The organism is Microbacterium sp. (assembly GCF_041641055.1).
Classification (GTDB): Bacteria; Actinomycetota; Actinomycetes; order Actinomycetales; family Microbacteriaceae; genus Microbacterium.
This window is the reverse complement of the sequence record NZ_JBEPZB010000036.1, coordinates 1-26337: the sequence shown is the minus strand read 5'-3', so window position 1 is coordinate 26337 and position 26337 is coordinate 1. Positions and strand designations below refer to the sequence as shown.

At 68.7% G+C, this 26337-nt stretch carries 23 protein-coding genes and 1 pseudogene; 18 read left to right on the top strand and 6 right to left on the bottom strand.

Features of this window, described 5'->3' with window-relative positions; genetic code table 11:
- The 3 genes from infB to ACESK8_RS16125 all read left to right on the top strand — a co-directional run.
- On the top strand, positions 1 to 1590 hold a 1590-nt coding region (infB, locus tag ACESK8_RS16135; protein WP_372969540.1), incomplete at its 5' end, for a translation initiation factor IF-2.
- Positions 1591 to 1661: 71 nt separating this feature from the next.
- Complete coding sequence (gene rbfA, locus ACESK8_RS16130) at positions 1662 to 2096, top strand: 30S ribosome-binding factor RbfA (protein ID WP_372969539.1); 435 nt, start codon at positions 1662 to 1664, stop codon at positions 2094 to 2096.
- A 129-nt stretch (positions 2097 to 2225) separates the two neighbouring features.
- The gene (locus tag ACESK8_RS16125; RefSeq protein WP_372969538.1) at positions 2226 to 4358 is read left to right on the top strand and encodes a LuxR C-terminal-related transcriptional regulator; all 2133 of its coding nucleotides are present in this window, start codon (positions 2226 to 2228) and stop codon (positions 4356 to 4358) included.
- A 3-nt stretch (positions 4359 to 4361) separates the two neighbouring features.
- On the opposite strand, the gene ACESK8_RS16120 is transcribed toward ACESK8_RS16125, so the two are convergent.
- Positions 4362 to 5261 carry an A/G-specific adenine glycosylase gene (locus ACESK8_RS16120; RefSeq protein WP_372969537.1) on the bottom strand — a complete coding sequence of 300 codons (900 nt, stop codon included), beginning with the start codon at positions 5259 to 5261 and terminating at the stop codon, positions 4362 to 4364.
- A gap of 111 nt (positions 5262 to 5372) precedes the next feature.
- On the opposite strand from ACESK8_RS16120, the gene truB reads away from it, so the two are divergent.
- The 6 genes from truB to ACESK8_RS16090 all read left to right on the top strand — a co-directional run bounded on the left by truB (position 5373) and on the right by ACESK8_RS16090 (position 11686).
- Positions 5373 to 6266, top strand: coding sequence for a tRNA pseudouridine(55) synthase TruB (gene truB, locus ACESK8_RS16115; RefSeq protein ID WP_372969536.1), 894 nt, complete (start codon positions 5373 to 5375; stop codon positions 6264 to 6266).
- Positions 6263 to 6631, top strand: a complete 369-nt coding sequence (locus ACESK8_RS16110; protein WP_372969535.1) for a hypothetical protein — start codon at positions 6263 to 6265, stop codon at positions 6629 to 6631. The genes truB and ACESK8_RS16110 overlap by 4 nt, the downstream gene beginning before the upstream one ends.
- Before the next feature lie 54 nt (positions 6632 to 6685).
- Positions 6686 to 7132, top strand: a complete 447-nt coding sequence (locus ACESK8_RS16105) for a hypothetical protein (RefSeq protein WP_372969534.1) — start codon at positions 6686 to 6688, stop codon at positions 7130 to 7132.
- On the top strand, positions 7129 to 8082 hold the full coding sequence (locus tag ACESK8_RS16100; RefSeq protein ID WP_372969533.1) for a bifunctional riboflavin kinase/FAD synthetase: 954 nt from the start codon (positions 7129 to 7131) through the stop codon (positions 8080 to 8082). The genes ACESK8_RS16105 and ACESK8_RS16100 overlap by 4 nt, the downstream gene beginning before the upstream one ends.
- Before the next feature lie 207 nt (positions 8083 to 8289).
- Positions 8290 to 10434 (top strand): DEAD/DEAH box helicase, encoded by a 2145-nt coding sequence (locus ACESK8_RS16095; protein WP_372969532.1) that lies wholly within the window; start codon positions 8290 to 8292, stop codon positions 10432 to 10434.
- Positions 10435 to 10657: 223 nt separating this feature from the next.
- Positions 10658 to 11686 (top strand): ATP-dependent 6-phosphofructokinase, encoded by a 1029-nt coding sequence (locus tag ACESK8_RS16090; protein ID WP_372969531.1) that lies wholly within the window; start codon positions 10658 to 10660, stop codon positions 11684 to 11686.
- 117 nt (positions 11687 to 11803) lie between these two features.
- Here ACESK8_RS16090 and ACESK8_RS16085 read toward each other — a convergent pair whose 3' ends face one another.
- Entirely contained in the window at positions 11804 to 12637 is an 834-nt protein-coding gene (locus tag ACESK8_RS16085; RefSeq protein WP_372969530.1) for a DUF559 domain-containing protein, read from the bottom strand.
- 511 nt (positions 12638 to 13148) lie between these two features.
- Positions 13149 to 15245, bottom strand: a complete 2097-nt coding sequence (locus ACESK8_RS16080; protein WP_372969529.1) for a S9 family peptidase — start codon at positions 15243 to 15245, stop codon at positions 13149 to 13151.
- Positions 15246 to 15400: 155 nt separating this feature from the next.
- Here ACESK8_RS16080 and ACESK8_RS16075 point away from each other — a divergent pair, with 155 nt between their 5' ends.
- Both ACESK8_RS16075 and ACESK8_RS16070 read left to right on the top strand, forming a co-directional pair.
- Complete coding sequence (locus ACESK8_RS16075; protein ID WP_372969528.1) at positions 15401 to 16765, top strand: anion permease; 1365 nt, start codon at positions 15401 to 15403, stop codon at positions 16763 to 16765.
- Positions 16762 to 17097, top strand: a complete 336-nt coding sequence (locus ACESK8_RS16070; RefSeq protein WP_372969527.1) for a peptidase — start codon at positions 16762 to 16764, stop codon at positions 17095 to 17097. Before ACESK8_RS16075 ends, ACESK8_RS16070 begins: the two co-directional genes overlap by 4 nt.
- A 54-nt stretch (positions 17098 to 17151) precedes the next feature.
- Here ACESK8_RS16070 and ACESK8_RS16065 read toward each other — a convergent pair whose 3' ends face one another.
- Entirely contained in the window at positions 17152 to 17718 is a 567-nt protein-coding gene (locus tag ACESK8_RS16065; RefSeq protein ID WP_372969526.1) for a TetR/AcrR family transcriptional regulator, read from the bottom strand.
- Positions 17719 to 17800: 82 nt separating this feature from the next.
- Between ACESK8_RS16065 and ACESK8_RS16060 the strand changes: the two genes are divergently transcribed.
- Both ACESK8_RS16060 and ACESK8_RS16055 read left to right on the top strand, forming a co-directional pair.
- On the top strand, positions 17801 to 18715 hold the full coding sequence (locus ACESK8_RS16060; RefSeq protein WP_372969525.1) for a phosphodiesterase: 915 nt from the start codon (positions 17801 to 17803) through the stop codon (positions 18713 to 18715).
- Positions 18716 to 18808: 93 nt separating this feature from the next.
- A complete protein-coding gene (locus ACESK8_RS16055; protein WP_372969524.1) occupies positions 18809 to 20269 on the top strand; it encodes an aspartate ammonia-lyase in 1461 nt (486 codons plus the stop codon).
- 70 nt (positions 20270 to 20339) lie between these two features.
- On the opposite strand, the gene ACESK8_RS16050 is transcribed toward ACESK8_RS16055, so the two are convergent.
- Positions 20340 to 21206, bottom strand: a complete 867-nt coding sequence (locus ACESK8_RS16050; RefSeq protein ID WP_372969523.1) for a fumarylacetoacetate hydrolase family protein — start codon at positions 21204 to 21206, stop codon at positions 20340 to 20342.
- A gap of 89 nt (positions 21207 to 21295) precedes the next feature.
- On the opposite strand from ACESK8_RS16050, the gene ACESK8_RS16045 reads away from it, so the two are divergent.
- From ACESK8_RS16045 to ACESK8_RS16030, 4 genes are all read left to right on the top strand, one after another.
- Positions 21296 to 22687 carry a PrsW family intramembrane metalloprotease gene (locus ACESK8_RS16045; RefSeq protein WP_372969522.1) on the top strand — a complete coding sequence of 464 codons (1392 nt, stop codon included), beginning with the start codon at positions 21296 to 21298 and terminating at the stop codon, positions 22685 to 22687.
- 18 nt (positions 22688 to 22705) lie between these two features.
- The gene (locus tag ACESK8_RS16040) at positions 22706 to 23407 is read left to right on the top strand and encodes an alpha/beta hydrolase (RefSeq protein WP_372969521.1); all 702 of its coding nucleotides are present in this window, start codon (positions 22706 to 22708) and stop codon (positions 23405 to 23407) included.
- A 225-nt stretch (positions 23408 to 23632) separates the two neighbouring features.
- Positions 23633 to 24001, top strand: coding sequence for an FKBP-type peptidyl-prolyl cis-trans isomerase (locus ACESK8_RS16035; protein WP_060925732.1), 369 nt, complete (start codon positions 23633 to 23635; stop codon positions 23999 to 24001).
- Between the two features lie 180 nt (positions 24002 to 24181).
- Positions 24182 to 24736 (top strand): YceI family protein, encoded by a 555-nt coding sequence (locus ACESK8_RS16030; RefSeq protein WP_372969520.1) that lies wholly within the window; start codon positions 24182 to 24184, stop codon positions 24734 to 24736.
- 29 nt (positions 24737 to 24765) lie between these two features.
- Here the strand turns inward: ACESK8_RS16030 and ACESK8_RS16025 are convergent, their stop codons facing one another.
- On the bottom strand, positions 24766 to 26058 hold the full coding sequence (locus ACESK8_RS16025) for an MFS transporter (RefSeq protein ID WP_372969519.1): 1293 nt from the start codon (positions 26056 to 26058) through the stop codon (positions 24766 to 24768).
- A gap of 184 nt (positions 26059 to 26242) precedes the next feature.
- Here ACESK8_RS16025 and rpsO point away from each other — a divergent pair.
- Positions 26243 to 26337, top strand: a pseudogene (gene rpsO, locus ACESK8_RS16020) (30S ribosomal protein S15); the annotation flags it as partial.

Genomic DNA, 26337 nt, shown 5'->3' with positions numbered 1-26337 from the left:
CTTGAGGGCTTCGGTCTCAACCTCGAGCAGGAGCTCGAGGAGGAGAGCGAGGACGACCTCGAGATCCGTCCTCCGGTGGTCACCGTCATGGGTCACGTCGACCACGGTAAGACCCGTCTGCTCGACGCGATCCGCCAGACCAACGTCATCGATGGTGAAGCCGGTGGCATCACGCAGCACATCGGTGCGTACCAGGTGTGGACGGAGCACGATGGCATCGAGCGTGCCATCACCTTCATCGACACCCCGGGTCACGAGGCGTTCACCGCCATGCGTGCTCGTGGAGCGCAGGTCACCGACCTCGCCATCCTGGTGGTCGCGGCCGACGACGGCATCATGCCGCAGACGGTCGAGGCGCTGAACCACGCCCAGGCGGCGAACGTGCCGATCGTGGTTGCGGTGAACAAGGTCGACAAGCCCGACGCCAACCCGGCCAAGGTTCGTCAGCAGCTCACCGAGTACGGTCTGGTCGCAGAGGAGTATGGCGGAGACGTCCTGTTCGTCGACGTCTCGGCTCGGGCGAACACCGGCATCCAGGAGCTCCTGGACGCCGTGCTGCTCACGGCCGACGCGGGGCTCGACCTCACGGCCAACCCGAACAAGGCCGCTCGCGGTGTCGCCATCGAGGCGAAGCTCGACAAGGGCCGCGGATCCATCGCCACGGTGCTCATCCAGTCCGGAACGCTTCGGATCGGTGACGCGATCGTCGCAGGAACGGCTTACGGTCGTGTGCGTGCGATGGCCGACGAGAACGGCGAGCAGGTCCTCGAGGCCTACCCGTCGCGTCCGGTGCAGGTGCAGGGTCTCAACTCGGTGCCGCGTGCAGGCGATGTCTTCATCGTCACCGAAGAAGACCGCATGGCCCGCCAGATCGCTGAGAAGCGTGAAGCAGTCGAGCGCAACGCCCAGCTGGCCAAGGCCCGCAAGCGCATCTCGCTCGAGGACTTCACCCGTGCTCTCGAGGAGGGCAAGGTCGAGTCGCTCAACCTCATCATCAAGGGTGACGTCTCCGGTGCCGTCGAGGCACTCGAGGAGTCGCTGCTCAAGATCGAGGTCGATGATTCGGTGCAGCTCCGCATCATCCACCGCGGCGTCGGTGCGATCACGGAGTCCGACGTCAACCTCGCGACGATCGACAACGCGATCATCGTGGGCTTCAACGTCCGCCCCGACACGAAGGCGCGCGAGCGCGCTCAGCGTGAAGGCGTGGACATCCGGTTCTACTCGGTGATCTACAACGCGATCGACGAGGTCGAGAGCTCGCTCAAGGGCATGCTCAAGCCGGAGTACGAAGAGGTCCAGTCGGGTGTCGCCGAGATCCGCGAGGTGTTCCGCTCCTCGAAGTTCGGCAACATCGCCGGTGTCATCGTGCGATCGGGAACGATCACGCGAAACGCCAAGGCTCGCGTCATCCGCGACGGCGTCGTCATCGCCGATGGCCTCGCCATCGAGTCGCTGCGCCGCTTCAAGGACGACGTCACCGAGGTGCGTACGGACTACGAGGCCGGTATCGGCCTCGGCAAGTTCAACGACATCCAGATCGGTGACGAGATCGAGACGACAGAGCTGGTCGAGAAGCCTCGCGGCTGATCGAGTTCGATATCTTCGGGCGAGGGTGCGTCATGCATCCTCGCCCGAAGGGTACGTAGAGGGAGAGAACAATGGCTGGTGAACGACAGGCCCGACTGGCCGATCGCATTCGTGTGATCCTCGCCGAGCGGCTCGAGAAGGGGCTGCGCGACCCGCGCCTCGGCTTCGTCACGATCACGGATGTCCGGGTGAGCGGCGATCTCCAGCACGCCTCGGTCTTCTACACGGTGCTCGGCACAGAGGAGGAGCGCCTCTCCAGTGGAGCCGCCCTGACCTCGGCGACGGGCATGCTGCGCAGCGAGGTGGGACGACAGCTCAGCACCCGACTGGTGCCCACCCTGGAGTTCATCCCCGACGCGCTGCCGGAGAACGCCGATCACATCAGTGCGCTGCTGCGTCAGGCCCAGGAGCGCGATGCCGAGGTGGCGAAGCTGGCCTCCTCCGCCTCGCACGCCGGAGACGCGGACCCGTACGTGCGTCAGGATGACGAAGAAACGCAATCCTGAGACACGACTCCCCACTGCGGGGTCGCACCTTGCTACCCTCACCTGAGCGAGTGGATGCTCGTACGGGCTGGGGGGTTCGGCATCGACGTTTCAAGTGTGCGCGGGGCGGTCACGGCTTCACCTGCGCTGGTGGGGGAGATCCTCGAGGATCTCATCGCGCATGACCTGAGCTGTGCGCCGCATGTCGTCGCGGATCTGGTCTCTCGACTGACGGAGGACCGGTCCACGGTCAGAGCCGTCGCGGCGCTCCTCGAACCCGCGCAGCGCCAGGGTCTCGCCCCGCTGCCTCAGCCGCTGCCCCTCGCCGGGGTGACCGAGGTTCAGTTCGATCACCTCGAACTGACGCCGCAAGACCGTGCGACCCTGCTGGCGGTGTCGCTGCGGTTGGACGACCGACTCGATCCGCTGCTCGACTTCGACGGCCGGTCTGCGGACGAGCTGTCCACGGCGCCACTCGGCGATCTGCTCCAGCTGCACGCCGGGCGCGCCCGGTTGGCCGATCCCCGCCTGGCCGTCTGGGTGCAGGCGACGACTTCGGCGCCGTCGATCGCGGGCGTACACGCTCGACTGCACCGCGTCTTCGACGATCGCGGCGAGCGTGTCCACGCAGGCTGGCATGGCGCTCGCGCCTCGGTGGGCGGCGATGCCGCTGCCGCCGCTGAGCTCGTGCGCATCGCGAGGGACCGTTCGGAGGCGGGCCTGAGCGAGCAGGCGTACCGCCTGGCGGCCGAGGCCGCAGCGCACAGCACAGGGGCGGACAGGGACGAGGCTCTGCTGGTCGCCGGGGTGGCAGCGATCGCCGCAGGTCATGCGGTCACGGCGGCGTCGACCCTGGGCGCTCTGTACCCCGACGGCGGTGAGCTCCTGCGTCTGCAAGGGCTCGGCGGGCTCTTCGTCGCGCAGGCGCACCTTCGCGGCGGGGTCGCCGAGGTCGATACGGCGGTGCTGCGACCCCGGACCGGCGATCCGGAGCACTGGTACGCGTGGGCGCGTGCGGCGGCCTTCGCTGCGGTGCTGTGCGCGGAGCGGGGCGACAGACGGGGGATGCGCTCCTGGATCGACGCCCTGCGGACGGGATCGGCGAGGGTCAGTGCGGATCGGGACCTCCGAGACCCCGTGATCGCGCTGGCCTGGCTCGTGGCCGGCGACCGCGAGCTCGATGACGTGCAGGGCGGGGGACCGCTCACCGGCGCGATGCTGCAGGCGCTGCGCGCGGCCGTCGACGGTGACGTCGACCGCGGCCTGCGCCTGCTCGCGGTGGGTGACGCCGGCGTCGGCGCCGAGGTGGACCCCTTCGTCGCCGGTTTCGAGCGCAGTCCGCTCGTGGGCGCCTATCGCGCGGTGACCGAGGTGCTGCTGCTGACGTGGAGGGGCGACATCGGCGCAGCGAGAGAGCGGATGCTGCACGCCGCCGTGGAGCTGCCGGTCGCCCTGCCGTTCGCCGGGCTGGGCGTGGTGCTCGCGCGACGGCTCGATCTCGCCGTGCTCGGTCACCTGGGGCCGTTCTCGAAGGCGCTCACCGCTGCCCTACCCACTCCGCTGCGCATCGATCTGCTCGTCGACAGGGCGGTCGAGGCATTCCTGTCCGGTCGATCTGACGAGGCGGCTCTGTGCATGCGACTCTGGTGCGATCGAGGAGCGCCCGAGACGACGCTCGTCGTCCCCGGGCTCGACGAGGCCGTCGTGGTGACGCAGGGAGCGACGTGGGGGCAGCGCACGATCGAACCGCCGGAGGTCACGCTCGCGCAGGAGCTGCGGGTCCGGATCACGAGCTGCTCGGACGAGGAGTGGCGTTCGGAGGGTCCACTCGTGGTCGCAGCAGCGCGAACGCTGACCTCGCCCTTCTCCCGAGGGCGGGTAGAGGCCATGATCGGCACTCGTTCGCTGATCAGAGGCGATACGGAGACCGGCAGAGCGCACCTGGCCATGGCACGCAATCTGCTCGAGCTCTCCGGGGCGGATGCCTGGGCTCGCGCGATCTCTGCCCGGCTCGATCAGGTCGATGCCGGCGAGCATCCGTCCTCCTCATCTCGGGATCCGCTCGCCGCGTGCCGCAGGGTCTGGGAGTCGATGCTGACCGCTCGCGAGTTCGAGGTGGCGATGCTGGTCGTCAGCGGATCGTCGAACCGGGACATCGCGACCGCACTCCACCTCTCGGTGCGGACGGTGGAAGTGCATCTGGGCCGCGTGTTCACGAAGCTGGAGGTGCGCACGAGGGTGGAGCTCACCGTGCTCGCGCACCGCATCGGACAGTTCGTCTGACCCTCAGCGGGGCAGCGACAGCAGCTCTCCGTCGGCCTCGGCGAGCCCGTCCGCGATGAGCGAGTCGATCGCGCGATCGCGTTGCAGCGCATCCGGCCAGTCGGGGAGGACAGCGGAGATCGGCACCGCACCGGGTGACGCCGTCCTCAGGAGCCGCAGCACCGCGCCCCGCGCCTGACGATCCGATCCCTCGAAGGCCGCCTGCTTGCGTCGCGTGTCCCCGGTGTCGGGACGCCCTGCCGCGACCCAGGCGCAGGTGTCGACCAGCGGGCACCTCTCGCAGTGCGGCGCCCGAGCGGTGCACACCGTCGCCCCCAGCTCCATGGCCGCGGCGTTGAACACCGCGGAGGCTGCATCGTCGGCGGGGAGCAGCGAGTCCATCAGCTGCAGATCACGGCGCGACGGGGAGCCGGGCTGCGCCTGCCCCTGCACGGCGCGAGCGAGCACGCGGCGTGTGTTCGTGTCGACGACCGGATGCCGGTCACCGTAGGCGAACACCGCCACGGCCCTGGCGGTGTAGTCGCCGATCCCGGAGAGCGCCAGAAGGGCGTCCACCTCGCGCGGTACCGTGCCGCCGTGCCGTTCGGCGATCTCGACGGCAGCGCGATGCAGCCACAGGGCGCGGCGCGGGTACCCGAGATTCGCCCACTGCTGCACGACCTGCGCCGGGGTGGCCCCGGCCATCGCCGTCGGAGTCGGCCATCGATCGAGCCAGGCCTCGAGGTGCGGGATCACCCGATTCACCGGAGTCTGCTGCAGCATGAACTCGCTGACGAGGGTTCCCCATGCCCCGAATCGGTCGTGGAACTCCGAGCGTCTCCACGGCAGGTCTCTCGCGGTGGCCCGGTACCACGACGTCAGAGGCAGCGACTCCGCGGCGTCGGGAGGCGAAGTCGTTGGCACCCCGACAGCCTAAGCGACCGACGCGGCGCAGTCCCCTCCGAGGCCCGCGACCGAGGCCTGCGACCGAAGCCTGCGACTGAGGACTGCGCTGCCGCATCGTAGGCTGGAGCAATGGTCTCGCCCGGCATCCTCCTCGTCGACAAGCCCGCTGGCCTGACCAGCCACGATGTGGTCGCCCGCACGCGTCGCGCGCTCGGGACACGCAAGGTCGGACACGCGGGAACGCTCGACCCGATGGCCACCGGTCTGCTCGTGATCGGCGTCGAGGGCGCCACGCGACTGCTGACGTACATCGTGGGCGCCGACAAGACCTATCACGCGACGATCCGGCTCGGACAGACGACCGGCACGGACGACGCGGACGGAGAGATCGTCACCACCGCGTCGGCGGCCGACGTGCTCGGCGTCACGCCGGAGCGAGTCGCAGCGGGCATCGCCGCCCTGACGGGTCGGATCTCGCAGGTGCCGAGTTCGGTGTCGGCGATCAAGGTCGACGGTCGCCGCGCATACGATCGGGTGCGCGCGGGTGAGGACGTCGTCCTCGCGGCCCGCGAGGTGACCGTCTCGCGCTTCGACGTCCTCGCCGAGCGCACCGGGGAGGGGTTCCGAGATCTCGACGTCGTCGTCGACTGCTCGTCCGGCACCTACATCCGCTCGCTCGCGCGCGACCTGGGCGCGGACCTCGGCGTCGGAGGCCACCTCACCGCGCTGCGGCGGACGATGGTCGGCGACTTCGACGTCGCGGATGCCGTGCTCGTCGATGATCTCGCCGAGGCCGTGCTGATGACGCCGGCGGCGGCGGCGGAGCGCGTGCTCGACGTGCTGCCCGTCTCGAACTCCGAGGCGACAGACCTCCGCCACGGCAAGCGACTCGCGGGGCAGGCGGAGAGGCTCGACGGCGGCAAGGCCGCCGCGATCGACGAGGACGGAGTCCTCGTCGGAGTCGTCGAGAAGCGCGGAGACGATCTCAAGAGCGCGATGAACATGCCGGAGGTGGCGCGATGATCCTTTGGCTCACCGTCGTGCAGATCGCGGTGGCCGTGGCGGCGGGGCTCTTCTGCGTCGCCCTCGGGCTCGCGGGTCGTCGACCGAGCGACTACTCGGTCGGGTCGCTCGCGCTCGTCGAGCTGCTGCTCGTCGTCCAGGTCGTGGTGGCGATCGTCGCTCCGCTGACCGGCAACCCGCCCACCGGTGACCTTCTCGAGTACTGGGTGTACCTGGTCTCCGCGGTGCTGCTGCCGATCGGCGCGGTGCTGTGGGCGCTCATGGAGCGCAGCAGATGGAGCACGGTGATCCTCGGCGTCGCGGCTCTCGCGGTCGCGATCATGGTGTGGCGCATGCACGTGATCTGGACCATCCAGGTGGCCTGAGCGGGGTTCCCCGCGCATCCGCGGCACTCGGCCCGGACCTAGAATGGTGGGGCTATGAGCACCACCGCACCCACCTCCCGGATGACCGGCATCGGCCGCGTCCTCGTCATCGTGTACGCCGTCATGGCGCTGGCTGCGACCGGTCGCAGCTTCGTGCAGATCTTCCGGCAGTTCGACGAGGCACCGCTCGCGTACTCCCTGTCCGCACTCGCGGCCGCCGTCTACATCCTCGCGACGCTGGCGCTCGTGCTCGCTGATCGTCGAGGCTGGTACGCCGTGGCCTGGGTGGCGATCGTCTTCGAGCTGACCGGCGTCCTCGTGGTCGGAGTGCTGAGCATCGTCTTCCCCGATCTCTTCCCGCATGACACGGTCTGGTCGATGTTCGGTCGCGGATACCTGTTCATCCCGCTGGTCCTTCCCGTGTTCGGCATCTGGTGGCTGCGCACCCATCGGCCCTCCTCCGCCCGGCAGGAAGCGGCGGCGGCCGAGGTCGCCGCATGATCGTCTTCCGCGAACCGCGCGACGTGCCGGCAGACTTCGGGCCCTCGGTCGTCGCGATCGGCAAGTTCGACGGTGTGCACGCCGGTCATCGTGCTGTGATCCGGCGACTGAAGGAGATCGCGGAGGCGACAGGGACACGATCGGTGGCCGTCACGTTCGATCGCAACCCGCTCGCCGTGCTGCGCCCGGACCGATGCCCCGAGAACGTCGTCACCGTCGAGCGCAAGCTGGAGCTGCTGAGCGAGCTCGACCTCGACGCGACGCTCCTGCTGACCTTCGATGCGGAGCTCGCATCGCGTAGCGCCGAGGACTTCGTGACCGGCATCCTCGTCGATGCGCTGCAGGTCTCGACCGTGCTCGTGGGCCGGGACTTCCGCTTCGGACGCGGGGGAGCGGGGACGCCTGAGCTGCTGCGGCGGCTCGGGCCCGAGCACGGCTTCTCGGTGGAGGTCGTCGACGACGTCTTCCTCGACGGCTCCGACCGCCGGGTCTCGTCGACCTGGATCCGCGAGCTCCTCATGGACGGCGACGTCGCCGCAGCCGCCCGCGTGCTCGACCGCCACGTCGACGTGCGCGGAGAGGTCGTGCACGGACTCAAGCGCGGCAGGGAGCTCGGCTTCCCGACGGCGAACCTCTCGGCCTCCGTCGACTCTTTCGTGCCGGCCGACGGCGTGTACGCCGGCTGGCTCGTCGACCATCACACCGGACTCCGGCATCGCGCGGCGATCTCGGTCGGCACCAATCCGACGTTCGACGACGTGCTCGAGCGTCAGGTCGAGGCGCATGTGATCGGCGAGCAGGATCTCGATCTCTACGGCCAAGACGTGACCGTCGAGTTCGTCGAGCGGCTGCGCGGGATGGTCGCCTTCGAGGGGATCGAGAAGCTGAAGGACCAGATGGCGGCGGATGTCACCGACGCCGAGCGGGTGCTCGCGCGCGTCGACGGCTGAACTCCGCGGGAACTCTCCGTGTCCTGATCCGCGTCGCCCTGTCGCGATGCCATAGAATGGGCGTCGGTGGTCCCCGATCCTCGCGCGTCATTCGCTCGTCGACGATCACCGGAGACACTGTTCGTACGGTCCTGGCTCACGCCACACGCGGACACCGAGAACGGCCGATGCATCCCGGATGCTCCGGCCTTCACGCTCAGGAGGAGCATGCCGACCACGGCAACTGCCGCAACACGGCGCAAGAAGACGTCCCGTCGCGACGATGAGGCACCCCTCATCCCGATCCTCGCCCGAAAGGTGCGCGAGATCGAGGCGAAGTCGCAGCGGGGGAAGCTCGGCCCGACCAATCGGGTCAAGTTCCAGGTGATCGCTTTCCTGGTGCGCGAGGAGCGAGCCAGGGTGAAGGCCGACACGGAGATCGCGGACGCCGCACGCGCGGAGCTCCTCAAGCGTCTCGACGGTGTCGCCACGATCCTCGCCAAGACGGCGGCGCGCGACACCTCGCTGATCCAGCTGCTCGAGGCCGATCAGGCGACCTCGCCGGTCGCGAAGCGCATGCGCCGCGACTGGCTGCTCGAATCCGGGGCGGAACTCGCTCCCGAAGAGCTGATCATCGCCGACATCGCTCCTGTGCAGGCGCCGGTCGTCTCCGCGGCGATCGCGGAGCGCCAGGTGACCCCGCCCTCCGTCGAGGCGCGTCAGCTCGCCAACCCGTTCCTCGCGCCCGACCTCACGCCGCGGGTCAGCACGACGCCGCGACGCAGGCTCGACGGCTGGGAGCTCATGGGACCCCTGTACAAGGCGTTCGAGACCGGCGCCGGCGGCGGGGCTGCGAGCATGGATCTGCCGCCCGCGCCCGAGTACGACCACCTCTCGCCCAAGGGGCTCGAGGTCATGGTGCACCAGTCGCGTTTCCTCGAAGCCGTGCGCGAAGGCCACCGCAGCTTCCTGCTGGCCGATGAGCCGGGTCTGGGAAAGACCGCGCAGTCGGTGCTCGCGGCCTCGGTGGCCGGGGCCTACCCGCTCCTCGTCGTGGTGCCGAACGTGGTCAAGATGAACTGGGCGCGCGAGGTCGAACGCTGGACGCCGCAGCGTCGCGCCACCGTGATCCAGGGAGACGGCGACGACATCGACGCGTTCGCCGACGTGTTCATCGTCAATTACGAGATCCTCGATCGACACATGTCGTGGCTCGCCTCGATCGGTCTCCGCGGCATGGTCGTCGACGAGGCGCACTTCATCAAGAACCTCAGCTCGCAGCGCTCGAAGAACGTGCTCTCGCTCGCGAACCGGGTGCGTGAGCGCACGCCGGGCGGCAACCCGCTGCTGCTCGCCCTCACGGGAACGCCCCTGATCAACGACGTCGAGGACTTCGACGCGATCTGGCGCTTCCTCGGCTGGACCACGGGGGAGAAGCCAGGGCCCGAGCTGATGGAGAAGCTCGACGCCACCGGCTTCACGCCCGCGGACAAGGCGTTCTACCCGGAGGCCCGCGAGGCGGTGATCTCGATGGGGATCGTCCGGCGCAAGAAGAAGGACGTCGCCGCCGACCTTCCTGACAAGCTCATCGCCGATCTGCCCGTGCAGCTCGACGACGAGTTCGGTCGGGGCATCCGTCAGGCCGAGCGCGAGCTCGGCGAGCGGCTCGCGGCCCGGTACCGCCGGATCATCGAGGCTCGCGGCGACCGCGGTCTCGCGCCGGGCGAGATCGACGACGACATCGTCCGTCTCGTGGCTCAGAACGAGCTCGAGGAGTCCAAGGCCGCCGGCACCGGGGGAGACAACGTCTTCACCATGGTGCGCCGGATCGGCCAGGCGAAGGCGCACCTCGCGGCCGACTATGCGGCTCAGCTGCAGCGGTCGGTGGGCAAGGTCGTCTTCTTCGCCAAGCACATCGACGTGATGGATCAGGCAGAGGCGCACTTCGCATCCGCCGGCATCCGATCGGTGTCGATCCGCGGCGACCAGACGTCCACGGCACGCCAGCAGGCGATCGACGACTTCAACAGCGATCCCGAGGTGGGGATCGCGGTGTGCTCGCTGACCGCCGCAGGCGTCGGCCTGAACATGCAGGCGGCATCGAACGTCGTGCTCGCGGAGCTGTCGTGGACCGCTGCCGAGCAGACGCAGGCGATCGACCGCGTGCACCGCATCGGGCAGGACGAGCCGGTCACCGCCTGGCGTATCATCGCGGCGCACACCGTCGATGCGAAGATCGCGGAGCTCATCGATCAGAAGCAGGGGCTCGCGGCCCGAGCACTCGACGGAGAGGCCCTGGACGAGGCAGCGGCAGAGCCCGTGCAGCTCGGTGCCCTCATGCATCTTCTCCGTCAGGCCCTCGGAGCGTCCTGACCGTTCTCTGACCTCAGAAATCGGCGTTAAGAATCTCGATTCTTGACGCCGATTTCTGTCTGTCAACGGAGTACTTCGGCATTTCTGCCGGATCGTCGCTGATCGGCCGCAAGATCCTCCGTTTTCACCGTCTCGAATGGCGCGCAGTCGCTTCGGAGCGCTAGTGTCGATCGCAGGCAGCGTCGCCTAGTTCCCCCTTTTCCCGAACCCGTCTGAGGCAAGCATGAAGATCGGCATTCTGACGAGCGGCGGCGACTGCCCCGGACTCAACGCGGTCATCCGCGGCATCGTGCTCAAGGGCACCACCACGTACGACCTCGAGTTCGTCGGCATCCGCGACGGATGGCGAGGCGTCGTCGACGGCGACTTCTTCCCCCTGACCCGGCACGAGGTGAAGGGTCTGTCGAAGGTCGGCGGGACGATCCTCGGCACCAGCCGCACCAACCCGTACGAGGGCGAACGCGGCGGCGCGGAGAACATCGCCAAGACGCTGTACGGGCACAAGATCGACGGCATCATCGCGATCGGCGGCGAGGGCACGCTCGCCGCGGCCGACCGCCTCGCCAAGGACGGCATCAACGTCATCGGCGTGCCGAAGACGATCGACAACGACCTGCGCGCCACCGACTACTCGTTCGGGTTCGACACGGCGGTCAACATCGCCACGGATGCGATGGACCGCCTGCGCACCACCGGGGATTCGCACCAGCGCTGCATGGTCGCCGAGGTCATGGGCCGCCATGTGGGCTGGATCGCGCTGCACGCCGGCATGGCCGCGGGGGCGCATGCCATCTGCATCCCCGAGGTCCCGATGTCGATCGACGACATCACCGAACTCGTCTCGAGCGCGCACGACCGCGGCCGCGCACCGCTCGTGGTCGTCTCCGAGGGCTTCAAGCTGCTCGGCATGGACGAGGCCTACAGCGACAAGGGACTCGACGCGTTCAACCGTCCGCGCCTGGGTGGGATCGGCGACCAGCTGGCGCCCGCCATCGAGCGCATCACGGGGATCGAGACGCGAGCGACCATCCTCGGCCACATCCAGCGCGGTGGCTCGCCGTCGGCGTTCGACCGGGTGCTCGCGACGCGTCTGGGGCTGCACGCCGCCGACGCCATCGTCGACAAGGCCTGGGGTCAGATGGTGGCGATGCAGGGCACCGACATCGTGCGGGTCCCGTTCGCCGAGGCTCTCGGTGAGCTGAACACGGTGCCGCGCAGCCGTTACGACGAGGCTGCCGCGCTCTTCGGCTGATCCTGCGGTGCGGGCGTGTAGCCGCCCGAGAACAGGACGACCGTCCGAGATCAGGACCCTTCCCGGCGCATCCTCCTGATGCGGGGCGGTCGTCCTGTTCTCGGCCGGCGACCTGCCTCAGCCACGCAGATGCAGCCCCTGGGCGATTGCCGCGCGTACGAGGTTCTGCACCAGTTCCGGCTGGAAGAGCACCTGGTGGTAGTCGAACCGGAGCACGCTGAAGCCGTGCAGGCGCAGCCGCGCATCCGCCTCGATGTCCCGGCGGCGGTCCGACGCGCTGCTGTGGAAGGCGAAACCGTCCAGCTGGATGCCGAGCCGATCTCCGATCAGCGCATCGAGCGGATGACCGTCGACCCATACCTGCTGCGTCACGCGCACGCCGATCGCGCGCATCAGGACGACGAAGTGGGTCTCCAGTCCGGAATCCGACAACACGTCCGCGACGGCGGCGATGCGGGATGCCCGAGCGCTGCGCCATGCGATGCGCTGCAGGACCTCCGGCGCGATCAGGCGCTTGTTGAGCGCGGATTCCCAGACCGCGAGGGCTGCGGCCGGCTCCTGGCATCCGGCGACGTGGCGCAGCACATTGATCAGCGGATCCAGCACCGCATGACGACCGATCGGTGCCGGTCCGGTCGACCAGTGCACGCGCATCCCGTCGGGATCGAATCGCGCCGCCGTCGGGGCGACGGAGACGTGGACCTGTTCGTCGAGTGGCGTCCAGAGCTCCAGACGTCGCGCGGCGGTCACACAGGTCAGGCGTCCGCTGACCGAGAGAGCGGCGCGGATCGATGGATCGCAGGTTCCCGACGCGATCCAGGAGCGGCGGATCCGGAGCATCCGACCCGAAGCGACAGCGGTGGCGACGGCGTGTCGGCTGAAGCCCGCCGCATAGATGTCGGACGTGTGGGCGGCGCCGTCGCGTCCGTTCAGCCAATCCTCCAGTCGCATGCCCCCAACTCTGCCTACGAGCGCGTTCTTGCGGGTCCGGTGCGCCACCGATGTGGAGCGAACAGCCGCGAGCGCCGAATGTGGAGGGCGAGTAGCGCGCGGACCGGATCAGGACGACAGCTCCGTATCAGGACGGCCTGCCGGAGATCCTCCTGATCCCGAGCGGTCGTCCTGATTCCGGATGGATGGGATGACCGTTGGGGTTGACTGTCCGGATCGGCGGGCCCGGTGGGAGGGGCTCATGCCGAGATCAGGACGACAGCTCCGTGTCAGGACGGTTTGCCGGAGATCCTCCTGATCCCGAGCGGTCGTCCTGATTCCGGATGGATGGGATGACCGTTGGGGTTGACTGTCCGGATCGGCGGGCCCGGTGGGAGGGGCTCATGCCGAGATCAGGACGGCAGCTCCGTATCAGGACGGTCTGCCGGAGATCCTCCTGATCTCGAGCGGTCGTCCTGAGTCCGGACGTGCAGGGCCATCCCGCAGGTCACACCGCGGGGCACACCGCGGGTCAGTCCGCGAGGCCGACCGTGTCGAGGATCCAGGCCAGCTCGAACGCGCGTTCCTTCCAGGAGTTGTACCGTCCGCTGACGCCGCCGTGTCCCGCGACCATCTCGCACTTGAGCAGCGCGTCCGAGGCGCCGGCGACACGCAGCGCCGCGATCCACTTCGCGGGCTCCACGTACAGCACCCTCGTGTCGTTCAGGGAGGTCACGGCGAGGATGCGGGGGTACTCGACGCCCTCACGGACGTTCTCGTACGGGGAGTACGACTTCATGTACTCGTACACGTCGGCTCCGTGCAGCGGGTCGCCCCACTCGTCCCACTCGATCACTGTCAGGGGGAGCGAGGGGTCGAGGATCGTGGTCAGCGCATCCACGAAGGGGACGGCCGCGAGCACTCCTGCGAACAGCTCGGGGGCGAGGTTCGTCACGGCGCCCATGAGAAGTCCGCCCGCGCTCCCGCCTTCGGCGATGAGGCTGTCCGGCGTCGTGATCCCCTCGGCGATCAGGTGCTCGGCGCACGCCACGAAGTCGGTGAAGGTGTTCCGCTTGTTCAGCAGCTTGCCGTCTTCGTACCACTGCCTGCCCATCTCGCCCCCGCCGCGGACATGGGCGACCGCGAACACGATGCCGCGATCGAGCTCGGACAGTCGCGCCACCGAGAAGCCGGGGTCGATCGAGTGCTCGTACGAGCCGTATCCGTAGAGGTGGACGGGTCGCGTGCCGGCGCCCGGCTCGCCGAACGACCGTTTCCACACCAGCGAGATCGGCACCTGCGTGCCGTCGGATGCCGTCGCCCACGCACGGCGCTGGTCGTAGTCCAGGGGGTCGTAGCCCCCGAGGACCGCGACCTGCTTGCGCAGCTCGAGCTCGCGCGTCTCGAGGTTCAGCTCGTAGACGGTGCCCGGGGTCACGAACGAGGTGTATCCGAGTCGCAGGTAAGGAGAGTGCCATTCCGGGTTGCCGCTCACACCGGCCGAGTACAGCGGCTCGTCGAAGACGATGTCCTCGACGGCATCCGTCGTGTAGTCGAGGAGTCCGACGCGTTCGAGCCCCTCGCGCCGATATTCGACGGTGGCGAAGTCGCGGAAGGCGTCCATGCCGAGCAGTCGGCGTCCCGGTTCGTGGGGGAGGACGACGCGTCGCTCGCCCTGCGGCTCTGAGGCCGCGACCGACACGAGCTCGAAGTCCAGCGCGCCGTCGTTGTGGAGGATGTAGAGCCGGTCCTCGCCGTCGACCACCGCGTGCTCGAGCGAGTACTCGACGCCTTCGCGCCGCGGCCAGACGATCCGAGGGGGTGCGGTGAGGTCGCCGGCGAGGTCGACGAGGTACTCCTCGCTCGTGATGCTCGATCCGACGGCGATCACGAGGTACTTGCGGCTGCGGGTGATGCCGGCGCCCAGCCAGTACTTCTCGTCCGGCTCATGGAAGAGTTTCACGTCTTCCGACACCGGAGTGCCGAGGCGGTGCAGCCAGAGCGTGTCAGGACGCCACGCGTCGTCGCGGGTCGTGTACAGGATGCCGGTGCCGTCCGGGGTGAAGAACGCGCCCCCGGTGTCGGGGATCTCGTCGGCGAGCGTCTCGCCGGTCGTGAGGTCGCGCACGTGCACCGTGTAGAGCTCGTCGCCCTCGTGATCGGTCGCCCAGAGGAGCATCGTCGCGTCGTCCGAGGTGTCGAAGGCTCCGAGGGAGAAGAACTCGTGTCCCTCGGCCTCGGCGTTCCCGTCGAGGAGCACGATCTCGCCCGGCACCGCGACTCCCGGCTCGAGCACGGGCGGCGTCCAGTCGCCCTCCGCGGCGGCGGTGCGGCAGTGGATGCCGTACTGGGCGCCCTCCTCCGTGCGGCTGTAGTACCACCAGTCGCCACGCCGGGTCGGCACGGACAGGTCGGTCTCCTGCACCCTGCCCTTGATCTCCTGGAACAGCGTCTCGCGGAGGCCGGCGAGATGTGCGAGCTCGGCCTCCGTGTGCGCGTTCTCCGCTTCCAGGTGGGCGATCACCTCGGGAGCATCCTTCTCGCGCAGCCATTCGTACGGATCGTCGAAGGTGTCGCCGTGGTGAGTGCGGAGTGTCGAACGGCGGTCTGCGATCGGGGCATCAGTCACGCCTCCACGCTAGCCCAGGTCGAGTTGACCGGCACTCGACAGGGTGGGAGGATTCAACGGGGCCGGTTAACGGAAGTCAAACCCACGGTGAACTCTTCGTTCATCACGTCGATCACGTCGACACCTCCCTCTTCCTCAACGACCGAAAGCGAACGGTGGAAACCGCAGCCCTCATCGTCGTGCTGGTGATTCTGCTGGCACTCTTCTTCGACTTCACCAACGGGTTCCATGACACCGCGAATGCGATGGCGACCCCGATCGCGACGGGTGCTCTGAAGCCCAAAACCGCGGTCCTCCTGGCCGCCGTGCTGAACCTCGTCGGCGCCTTCCTGTCCACTGAGGTCTCCAAGACCGTCTCGCACGGCATCATCCGCGAGGACACGATCCAAGGCGACGTGTTCCTGCCCATGATCTTCGCGGGCCTCATCGGCGCGATCACGTGGAACATGCTCACCTGGCTGCTCGGCCTCCCGTCGAGCTCCTCCCACGCGCTGTTCGGCGGTCTCATCGGCGCCACACTGGTGGGCGTCGGGGTCGGCGGCATCGACTTCGGGATGGTGCTGTCGAAGATCATCCTCCCTGCCCTCATCGCACCCCTCACCGCGGGCATCATCGCGTTCGCCGCCACCAAGCTCGCGTACTCGATCACGCGCCGCTACGACGGCAAGCCGGACGGCCGCGACGGGTTCCGCTGGGGTCAGATCTTCACGTCTTCCCTCGTCGCGCTCGCGCACGGCACGAACGACGCGCAGAAGACGATGGGCGTCATCACCCTCGCCCTCATCACGGTCGGCTGGCAGAACAGCGAGCAGGCCGATCCCTACCTCTGGGTCATCATCGCGTGCGCGGTCACGATCGCGCTCGGCACCTACCTCGGCGGATGGCGGATCATCCGCACGCTCGGCAAGGGCCTCACCGAGGTCAAGCCCGCGCAGGGCTTCTCGGCCGAGAGCTCGACCGCCGCGACCATCCTCGCCTCCAGCGCCTTCGGGTTCGCCCTCTCGACGACTCAGGTCGCGTCGGGGTCGGTCATCGGCTCCGGCCTCGGCCGTCGTGGATCGACGGTGCGCTGGCGCACAGCGGGTCGGATCGCGATCGGCTGGCTGCTCACGCTGCCCGCTGCCGGCGCGGTCGGCGCCCTCGCGGCGCTGCTGATCACGTGGCTGGGCCTCTGGGGCATCGCGATCGACGCAGTGCTCGCCCTCGCGGTGATCATCGGCCTCTTCCTGCGCTCTCGTAAGGATGCGGTGACGCCCGCGAACGCGATGAGCGACGTCGCGGAGTCCGGCCTCGCGGTCGAGCACCCCGACACCCCGCCGCCCACGCGTCGCCAGCAGCGCATCCTGGAAGCCAAGGCCGAGGCGAAGGCTCGCGCCGAGGCTCGCGAGAAGGTCAAGGCGCAGGCGAAGGCCGATGCCAAGGCGAAGGCTGCGGCCAAGGCCGCCAAGAAGGCCCCGGCCACCGGTGCCACGACGAGCATCGAAGATACCGAGACGGCGAACAGCGAGGAGTCGAAGTGAGCGTCGACATCGACTGGGGCGCCTTCGTGCAGGTGTTCCTTGCGGCCCTCGTGGGCGCATGCGCCGTGGTCACCTTCTACGCGTTCGGGCTGCGCCTGCTGGTCCGCAGCGGCCATGCGCCGGTCGTGAGCCCCGCCGAGTTCACGGACGCGATCACGGTCATCACCGAGAAGGAGCTCAAGCGCGCCGCCAAGCAGGCGGCGAAGGCGGCGAAGAAGAGCCCGCTCACCGAGGGGCAGCGACGCGTCGCTCTCCTCGGGGCCTACGGATGCTTCGCGCTCTGCGCTGCGGCCGTGGTCGCCGGCATCCTCATCATCGTCGTCGGCCACTGACGGGAATCGCGTCCCGGGCGTCCGCTCCAGGCGCCCGCGAGGGAGGCACTGCGGTCAGCGCAGCAGGCCGCGGACGAGGTCGTCGACGATCTCGTCCGTCGAGGTGTCCGGGTCGATCGGCGTCGTCAGTCGATCCAGGAGCAGGCCGTCGATCGCGTAATGGAACAGGGCGATCTCCCGGCGTCCGCCCGGGAGGCCCGCGGCGGCGTTGAACGCGACGTCGCCGTCGAAACCCGCACGCTGCCACGCGCCCAGGACCGCGGCGACCTCGGGGCGTCGGCTGCTCTCGAGACGCAGTTCGAAGAGCGCGACGGTCACGTCGCGGTCTGCGGTCAGACGACGGACGATGTCCCGCACGTAGTCGGCGAACAGCTCTCTGCTCGGGCGCTCCGTCGAGCGGCGCGCCAGATCCTCCTCGCTGGGAGCGAGACGCTCTCCGATGCGCTCGACGAGGCCCTCCACCAGAGCGTCCCGGGTGCGGAAGTAGTTCGACGTCGTACCCACCGGCACTCCGGCGACCTGGTCGACGCCGCGGTGGGTGAGGCCGCGCGACCCGTCGGTGGCGAGCACGCGGAGTCCCGCATCCGCGAGGAGCCGTCGTCGGGTCTCGTTCTTCGCCATCCGAGCATCCTAGCGCCGGTACTACAGCTGACGTGGTGGACACCGGATGACTCGGTGTCGAGCCTCGGCCTAGGCTGAGAGCATGTCAGAGCAGTCCGGCGGGCAGTACGTGTTCGGTCGTCATCAGCCGCCGTCGCACGTCGTCATCCACGTCAGCGATCCGCACTTCCTTGCGGGTGGTGCTCCGCTGGGCGGGCGATACGACGTGGAGGCGAACTTCGCTCGCACCCTCGATGCGATCCGTGCCGTGCACCCGCATCCTGCGGCGATCGTGATCACCGGCGACCTCGCCGATCTCGGGGAGCCGGATGCCTATCGCAGACTGCGCGCCGCTGTGGAGCCGGTGGCCGCCGAACTCGGAACCACGGTGGTGTGGGTCGCCGGAAACCATGACGAGCGGCCGGCTCTGCGTGCCGGGCTCCTCGACCTCGAACCGACCCAGGAACCGGTCACGGGCGTGTGGGACCTCGACGGGCTGCGACTGATCGCGCTCGACACCAGCGTGCCGGGGTGGCACCACGGCGATCTCGACGACGCCCAGCTGTCGTGGCTCGCTGAGGTCCTTCGCGAGCCTGCTCCGCACGGCACGCTGCTCGCGATGCATCATCCGCCCCTCCCCAGCCATCTGCCGCTGTTCGACATCCTCGAGCTGCGGCACCAGGACGAGCTCGCCGAGGTGATCAGGGGCACCGACGTCAGGGGCATCCTGGCCGGGCACCTGCATTACTCCTCGCACGGCATGTTCGCCGGAGTGCCCGTGAGCGTGTCGTCGGCCACCTGCTACACGATGAACGTCGCGCGACCGGCCGCCGAGGTGAACGGCATGGATGCCGCGCAGGCATTCGAGATCGTGCATGTGCGACCGGACACCATCACGCACACGGTGGTGCCTGTGATCGACGCGCCGACGGGGCAGTACTTCTCCGAGGCCTGGCTCGCCAGGATGGCCGCTCTGACGCCCGAGCAGAGGCTCGAGGCCTTCTCGCGCAAACGGTGACAGGGCGTCGTATCCCTGGCGGCGCATGTGCGCGGGCGTAGACTGGGAGCATCCCCCGCACTTCACACTCGCCACTACCCACAAGGATGTGACATGGCTTCTGCCGCGCCTGCCCTCACCCGTACCGAGACCGATTCGCTCGGGAGCATGGAGATTCCCGTCGACGCGTACTGGGGGATCCACACCGCCCGCGCCGACGCGAACTTCCCGATCACGAAGCGCCCGATCTCGGTGTATCCGGACCTGGTGGTCGCCCTCGCGATGGTCAAGCAGGCCAGCGCTCGCGCGAACCGCGAGATCGGGGTCCTCGACGCCGAGCGCGCCGACCTGATCGACCGAGCGGCGCAGCGGGTGATCGACGGCGAGTTCCACGACCAGTTCACGGTCGGCGTCATCCAGGGCGGGGCGGGGACCTCGACCAACATGAACGCGAACGAGGTCATCACTAACATCGCGCTCGAGATGGCGGGACGTGAGAAGGGCGACTACGGCTTCCTCTCTCCGATCGACCACACCAACCGCAGCCAGTCGACGAACGACGTCTACCCGACGGCCGTCAAGATCGGCCTGTCCCTCACCCTGCGCTCGCTGCTGGAGGAGCTCGACCTGCTCCGGGTGTCGTTCCTGAACAAGGCGCACGAGTTCCACGACGTGCTGAAGGTCGGTCGCACGCAGCTGCAGGATGCAGTGCCGATGACCCTGGGACAGGAGTTCCACGGCTTCGCGTCGACGCTGGGCTACGACCACACGCGCCTCACCGAGAACGCGTCGCTGATGTTCGAGATCAACATGGGCGCCACCGCGATCGGTACGGGCATCACAACGCACGCCGACTACGCGCCGGTCGTCCTGAAGCACCTGCGTGAGATCACCTCGCTCGATCTGGTCACGGCCGGCGACCTCGTCGAGGCGACCAGCGACACCGGCTCGTTCATGTCGTTCTCCTCCACGCTCAAGCGCAACGCGATGAAGCTCTCGAAGATCTGCAACGACCTGCGACTGCTGTCGTCCGGTCCGCAGGCCGGCTTCGGCGAGATCAACCTGCCGGCGATGCAGGCGGGCTCCAGCATTATGCCCGGCAAGGTCAACCCGGTCATCCCCGAGGTCGTCAACCAGGTGGCGTTCGCGGTCGCCGGCGCAGACATGACCGTGACGATGGCGGCTGAGGCGGGGCAGCTGCAGCTCAACGCCTTCGAGCCGGTCATCGCCCACTCGATCTTCCAGTCGATCACCTGGATGCGTCAGGCGATGTGGACCCTCCGAGTCAACTGCGTCGACGGGATCACGGCGAACCGCGACCGCCTGGGCGCGATGGTCGGGGCGTCGGTGGGCGTCATCACCGCACTGACCCCGTTCATCGGGTACGCCGCGGCCGCCGCCCTCGCCAAGACGGCGCTCCTGACGAACCGCAACGTGGCGGACCTGGTGGTCGAGGCCGGCCTCATGTCTCGTGACGAGGTCGTGAAGCAGCTGTCGCCGGCACGGCTGTCCGGCCTCGAGGCCATCACGGCCGCGATCCCGGTGATCGCGTCCGAGGACCTCATCGAGATCTGAGCGTGCACGCACGAGGGGCCCCGGCGGATCGCGCCGGGGCCCCTCGTCGTGTCAGCGGGTGCGGAGCGGATCAGTCCAGCACTCGGCAGTGGGTCGTGAGCTCGCCGATCCCGTCGATGCCGACCGTGACGGTCGAGCGATCGCGAAGGAAGATCTGCGGGTCGCGGGAGTAGCCGGCGCCGCCGGGACTTCCCGTGGAGATGAGCGTGCCGGGCAACAGCGTCAGCGACTGCGAGAGGTGCGCGATGAGCTTCGCGACCGACCGCACCATCTGATCGGTGCTGGCATCCTGGACTGTCTGTCCGTCGACGACCGCCCAGATGTGCAGGTCCTGAGGGTCGGCGATCTCGTCGGCGGTCACCGCGAACGGTCCGGTCGGAGTGAACCCGTCGAAGGACTTGCACCGCGACCACTGCGCCTCGGAGAACTGGACGTTGCGGGCGGTGATGTCGTTGACGACCGTGTACCCCCAGACGTGTGAGAGGGCGTCCGCCTCCGCCGTGTCCTTCGCCGGGGTGCCGATCAGGACGCCCAGCTCGGCCTCGTAGTCGACGGCTTCGCTGAGCGCGCGCGGCCAGGACGTGGTCTGCTCGTGGCCGGTGAGCGAGTTCGGCCACAGCGTGAAGACGGTCGGCGCGGCATCCGTCTTCAGTCCGAGCTCGCTCGAGTGCGCGGCGTAGTTGAGGCCCACGGCGAGCACGGCCGGGGGAGCGATGACCGCGGACGCGTAGTCCCAGCCGTCCAGCGGATGCCGCGCCACGTCGCCCTCGAGAGCCGAACGCAGCGCGTCGAGCGTCTGCTCGCCGCCCTCGATCAGCTGCTGCAGAGTCGCAGGGGGGTCGGAGAGGAGATCGGAGACGAGGATGGCATCGGCACCCTCCACCACCGCGAGATGCACAGCGGAGGAGTCGGCACGACGCAGATGAGCGAACCGCATACTCCTACGGTATCCGGTGGTGTACCGGATTGCCTGGAGGAAGTCACCAGAGCCGAGGGAACTTGATTGTTCCCCATATGCTGTGGGCTATGAGTTCCGGAGGACCGACCCAGCCATCGCCGTACACGCCGCCGCCCGCTCCGCAAGGGCAGCCGCAGTACGCGCAGCCGCAGGCCTACCCGCAGCAGCAGCCGCAGCAGGGCCACCCCCAGCAGCAGCCGCAGCAGGGCCACCCCCAGCAGCAGGCTCATGCACCGCAGCAGTACTCCGCTCAGCAGTACGCGCAGTCGAACTACACTCCCGCCGCGTTCGCCCAGTGCCCCGGTTACGCGTCCGTGCTGGCGCAGCCGACGCCGTACTCCCCGCCGGCACCGGCGGCCCCCTCTCCGGCGCAGGGGCTGCCCGCGCTGCCGCCCGCCCGCCGCGGCGGACGTATCGCGCTCTTCTCGCTGTTCGGATTCCTCGGGCTGCTCCTGCTCGCCCTCATCGCCTACTTCGGGCTCTTCCTCGGCCCCCTCGCCTCCATCATCGGCCTGGTGCTCGCGCTCGTGCCGCTCGCGATCGTGTTCTTCGTCGTCCGGATGATCGACCGGTGGGAGCCCGAGCCGAAGTCGCTCGTGTTCTTCGCCGTCGCCTGGGGGGCAATCGCGGCCGTCGGACTGACCCTGCTCGTCGACATCGGTCTCACCATGCTGTTGGGCCTCAGGGGAGAGGTCTCGGGCGCGGTGGTCCAGGCCCCGATCGTCGAGGAGCTCTGGAAGGGCGTCGGCGTCTTCCTCATCTTCCTGATCGCGCGTCGGTCGTTCGACGGCCCGGTCGACGGTGTGGTGTACGGGGCGCTGGTGGGCGCCGGTTTCGCGTTCACCGAGAACATCCAGTACTTCGCTGTCAGCCTGATCGAGGGCGGCGGGGGGCAGCTGACCGTCACGTTCATCCTGCGCGCCGTGATGTCGCCGTTCGCCCACGCGATGTTCACGTCTCTGACGGGGCTCGCGATCGGCCTGGCCGCGAGGCGCCACGCCTCCACGGGAACGGCGCTGGGATTCGGCGTCCTCGGGATGCTCGGCGCGATGATCCTCCACGCACTGTGGAACGGGTCGTCCTTCGTGAACTTCTTCCTGCTGTACTTCGTGCTCCAGGTGCCGCTGTTCATCGGGTTCATCCTGGGCATCATCGCGCTGCGTCGTGAGGAGTCGCGTCTGACGAAGGCACGGCTCGGCGACTACGCGGCGGCGGGATGGTTCACCCCCGAAGAGGTCACGATGCTCGCGACCCCTGCCGGTCGCAAGACCGGACTCGCGTGGGCCGCGCAGCTGCGCGGCGATCGACGACCGCTGATGCGCGAGTTCATCAAGGACGCGACCATGCTCGCCTGCGTCCGCCAGCGCGCCATCACCGGTCGCGACCCGATGGCCCCGGCGGACGAGCAGGCGCTGCTCGCGCGAACGAGGGCGGCCAGGGCAGGGCTCCTGGCCTACTGAGCCGATCGGCCCGCAGCGATGACCACCTTCGTCCTGATCCACGGTGCGGGTGACACCGCGTGGTCATGGCACCTGGTCGCGGCGGCGCTCGCCGCCCGCCGACATGAGGTGATCGTCCCTGACCTCCCGGGCGATGACGACGCACTCACGCTCGAGGACTACGCGGATGCCGCGGTGGCCGCCGTCGGTGATCGCCGCGGCGGCATCGTGGTCGGGCACTCGTTCGGGGGGTTCACCGCACCGCTCGTCGCCGAGCGGATCGCAGCCGACGGACTGGTGCTGCTCGCGGCGATGATCCCGGCTCCCGGCGAGACGCCTGACCAATGGTGGGATCGCACGGGGTTCGGGGCGGCGGTCGAGTCCCAGGCCGCGCGAGACGGAGGCCTCACGGGCAACTCCGACCCGTTCGTGGGCTTCTATCACGACGTGCCGCGCATGCTCGCGGAGCAGGCGCTGGGTCGGGAGCGGGCGCACCCCTCGCAGGCGGCGATGTCGGCGGTCTGGCCCCTCGAGGCGTGGCCCGACGTGGCGACGAGGATGATCGTGTGCACGGAGGACCGCTTCTTCCCCGCCGGGTTCCTCCGCGAGCTCGCCCTCGAGCGGCTCGGTATCGTCGCGGATGAGATCGCTGCGGGTCACTGCGTCGCGCTCAGTCGACCCGACGATCTCGCCGGGATGCTGATCGGGTATGCCGAGGAGCTGCAGCCCCCCGCCCGCTGACTGCGAGAGCGTCGAGACCTGGGCGGTGACAGACTCAGCGCCCGGTGCTGCGGCGATGCCTGCATGTCTACCGGGCGCTGAGTTGATCTGTAAACAGGGTGCACCCGCCGTCGGCGGGTGTCAAGGGTTTCGGTGCGAGGTCGTTGCGGGCGGGGGAGTGGGCTGTTCGCTCTGAGCAGGCGTGATCGCGTTGACCGTGTCGGTGCCCTCGGGTTGGATGGGAGTATGACTGATCGCACAAAGCCTGAGTTCGACGCCCCCACCGGTCCCGCTCCCGCGGAGCTCGTGATCCGCGACATCATCGAAGGAGACGGCACCGAGGCCAAGCCCGGCGACACGGTGACCGTGCACTACGCCGGTGTCGAGTTCGAGTCCGGCGAGGAGTTCGACTCCTCTTGGGGACGCGGCGAGACCATCCAGTTCCCGCTCCGCGGCCTCATCCAGGGCTGGCAGGACGGGATCCCCGGCATGAAGGTCGGCGGTCGCCGTGAGCTCGTGATCCCGCCGCACCTCGCCTACGGCCCTGTGGGAAGCGGACACTTCCTGTCCGGCAAGACCCTCATCTTCATCATCGATCTGGTCGCCGTCGGCTGATCCGATTCCGTTCGGAAGGCGTCGTACCGCTCCGGTACGGCGCCTTCTGCATGCCGGGGAAGACGGGATGGGCATTCAGGGGAATACATGCGTGTGCATGTAAGTTGAGGTAGAGGACGCCGCGGACGCGGCCCCTCATCCGTTGCCGCACGAGCGGCCGATCTCTCCAGAGGAGAAACCATGACCAGCATCGACATCCCCGGCTACCGCGCAGGCACCTGGGTGCTCGACCCGTCGCACAGCGAGGTCACCTTCAGCGTGCGCCACATGATGATCTCCAAGGTGCGCGGCACCTTCGGCGTCAAGAGCGCGACACTGATCGCCCCCGAGAACCCGCTGGAGGCCCGTGTCGAGGCCAGCGTCGACGTCACCTCGATCGACACCAAGGACGAGGGTCGCGACACGCACCTGCGTTCGGGCGACTTCTTCGACACCGAGAACTTCCCGACGATGGAGTTCGTCTCCACCGGCGCACGTGCCGAGGACGGCGAGCTCTTCGTCGACGGCGACCTCACGATCCGCGGTATCACGAAGCCGGTCAGCTTCGAGCTCGACTTCGGCGGCTTCGGCTCCGACCCGTGGGGCAACTACAAGGCCGGCGCATCGGCGAAGACCGTCATCAACCGCGAGGACTTCGGCCTGACCTGGAACGCGGCCCTCGAGACCGGCGGCGTGCTGGTCGGCAAGGACGTCACGATCAGCCTCGACCTGCAGGGCGCTCTGCAGCAGGACTGATCGCGTTCTTCTCGAGAACCCCGGGCCCCTCAGGGTTCGGGGTTCTCTGCGTCGTAGCCGCGGAACCCGGGGCTGCGGCGTGCGAGCAGCGCGACCAGGGCGATCACCAGGAGGCCACCCAGCAGAGGGGGGAACCAGAGCGTCGTGAGCGTCGCGAGTGTGCCGGCGTAGAGGGCGCCGATCCGCGGCCCGCCGGCGACGACGATGATGAAGACGCCCTGCAGGCGTCCGCGCATGGCATCGGGGACGGCGGCCTGCATCATCGTGTTGCGATAGATCGAGCTGACGTTGTCCGATGCCCCCGAAAGCGCGAGGGCGACGCAGGCCGCGACGATCAGGCCGATCTCGGGGCCCTGTTCGGTGGCGGCGCCGGACATCGCTCCGATGAGCAGGACCACTCCGAACAGCAGGATCGACGCCCCGTAGGCCTCGACCGCACGCTCGATACCGCGTCCGTGCCAGCGGTACTGCACGACCCGGCCCGAGAACAGGCTCGATACGAAGGTGCCGGCGGCCACGGCGGCGGTCAGGATGCCGGTGGTCACCGCCCCTCCGCCCAGGATCACCGTTCCGAGAGCCGGGAAGAGCACGAGCGGCTGTCCGAACGTCATGGCGATGATGTCGACGACGTACTGCATCCGGATGTTCCCCGCTCGACGCAGGAACCGCCAGCCATCCACCAGCGACGCGAGACCGGGTCGTACGATCTCTCCCTCCGGTCGCAGGGCGGGAAGGCCCCACAGTCCGAGGAACATCGACAGCATCAGCACCACGTCGAGCGTGTACGTCCATCCGTATCCGGTGAGCGCGACGAGGATGCCCGCCACCGCGGGTCCGGCCATCACCGTGAGCCCGAATGCGACGCCGTTCAGCGCCGAGGCGGCAGCGAGCTTCTCGCGGGGGATGAGACGGGGGATGATCGCCGTGCGCGTGGCCATGCCGACGGAGTTCGCCGCCGAGTTGACGATGCTGAGCGCATACAGCCACCAGATCGTCTCCGATCCGGTCCAGGTGAGTGCGGCGAGCAGGGCCGTCGACGCGAACGTCACGCTCGCGGCGATGAGAGCCACCTTCCGCCGGTCGAACGCGTCGGCGAGCATCCCGCCGTAGAGGCCGGCGAGGATCATCGGCACGAGCCCGGCGACGGCGATCATCGAGACCGCGAAGGTGCTGCCGGTGAGCTCGAAGACGTGCAGCATCACGGTGACGATCGTGAGCTGGCCGCCGATGCCCGCCAGCACCGAGCCGATCCACATCCGGGCGAACGCCGGGCTGGCCCTGAGCGGGCTGAGGTCGATCAGGTGGCTGCGTGCCGAGCTCACGCCGGGTGCCTGTCATGCATGATCCGAGCGTATCCGAGACGCGAGCGGCGGCCGCGCACGCGGTCATCCGAGCGGACGGATGCCTGGTAGACTCGTCAGGTTGCCGTTTGATCGGCCGCGGATAAAGAGAGCCCACGCATGAGGCGTCGGGCGCCGCGCAACAAGCAGAGAGGGGATCGAATCTATGGCACTGGAAGCAGACGTCAAGAAGGCGATCATCGAAGAGTACGCGACGCACCCCGGTGACACCGGATCCCCCGAGGTGCAGGCCGCGATGCT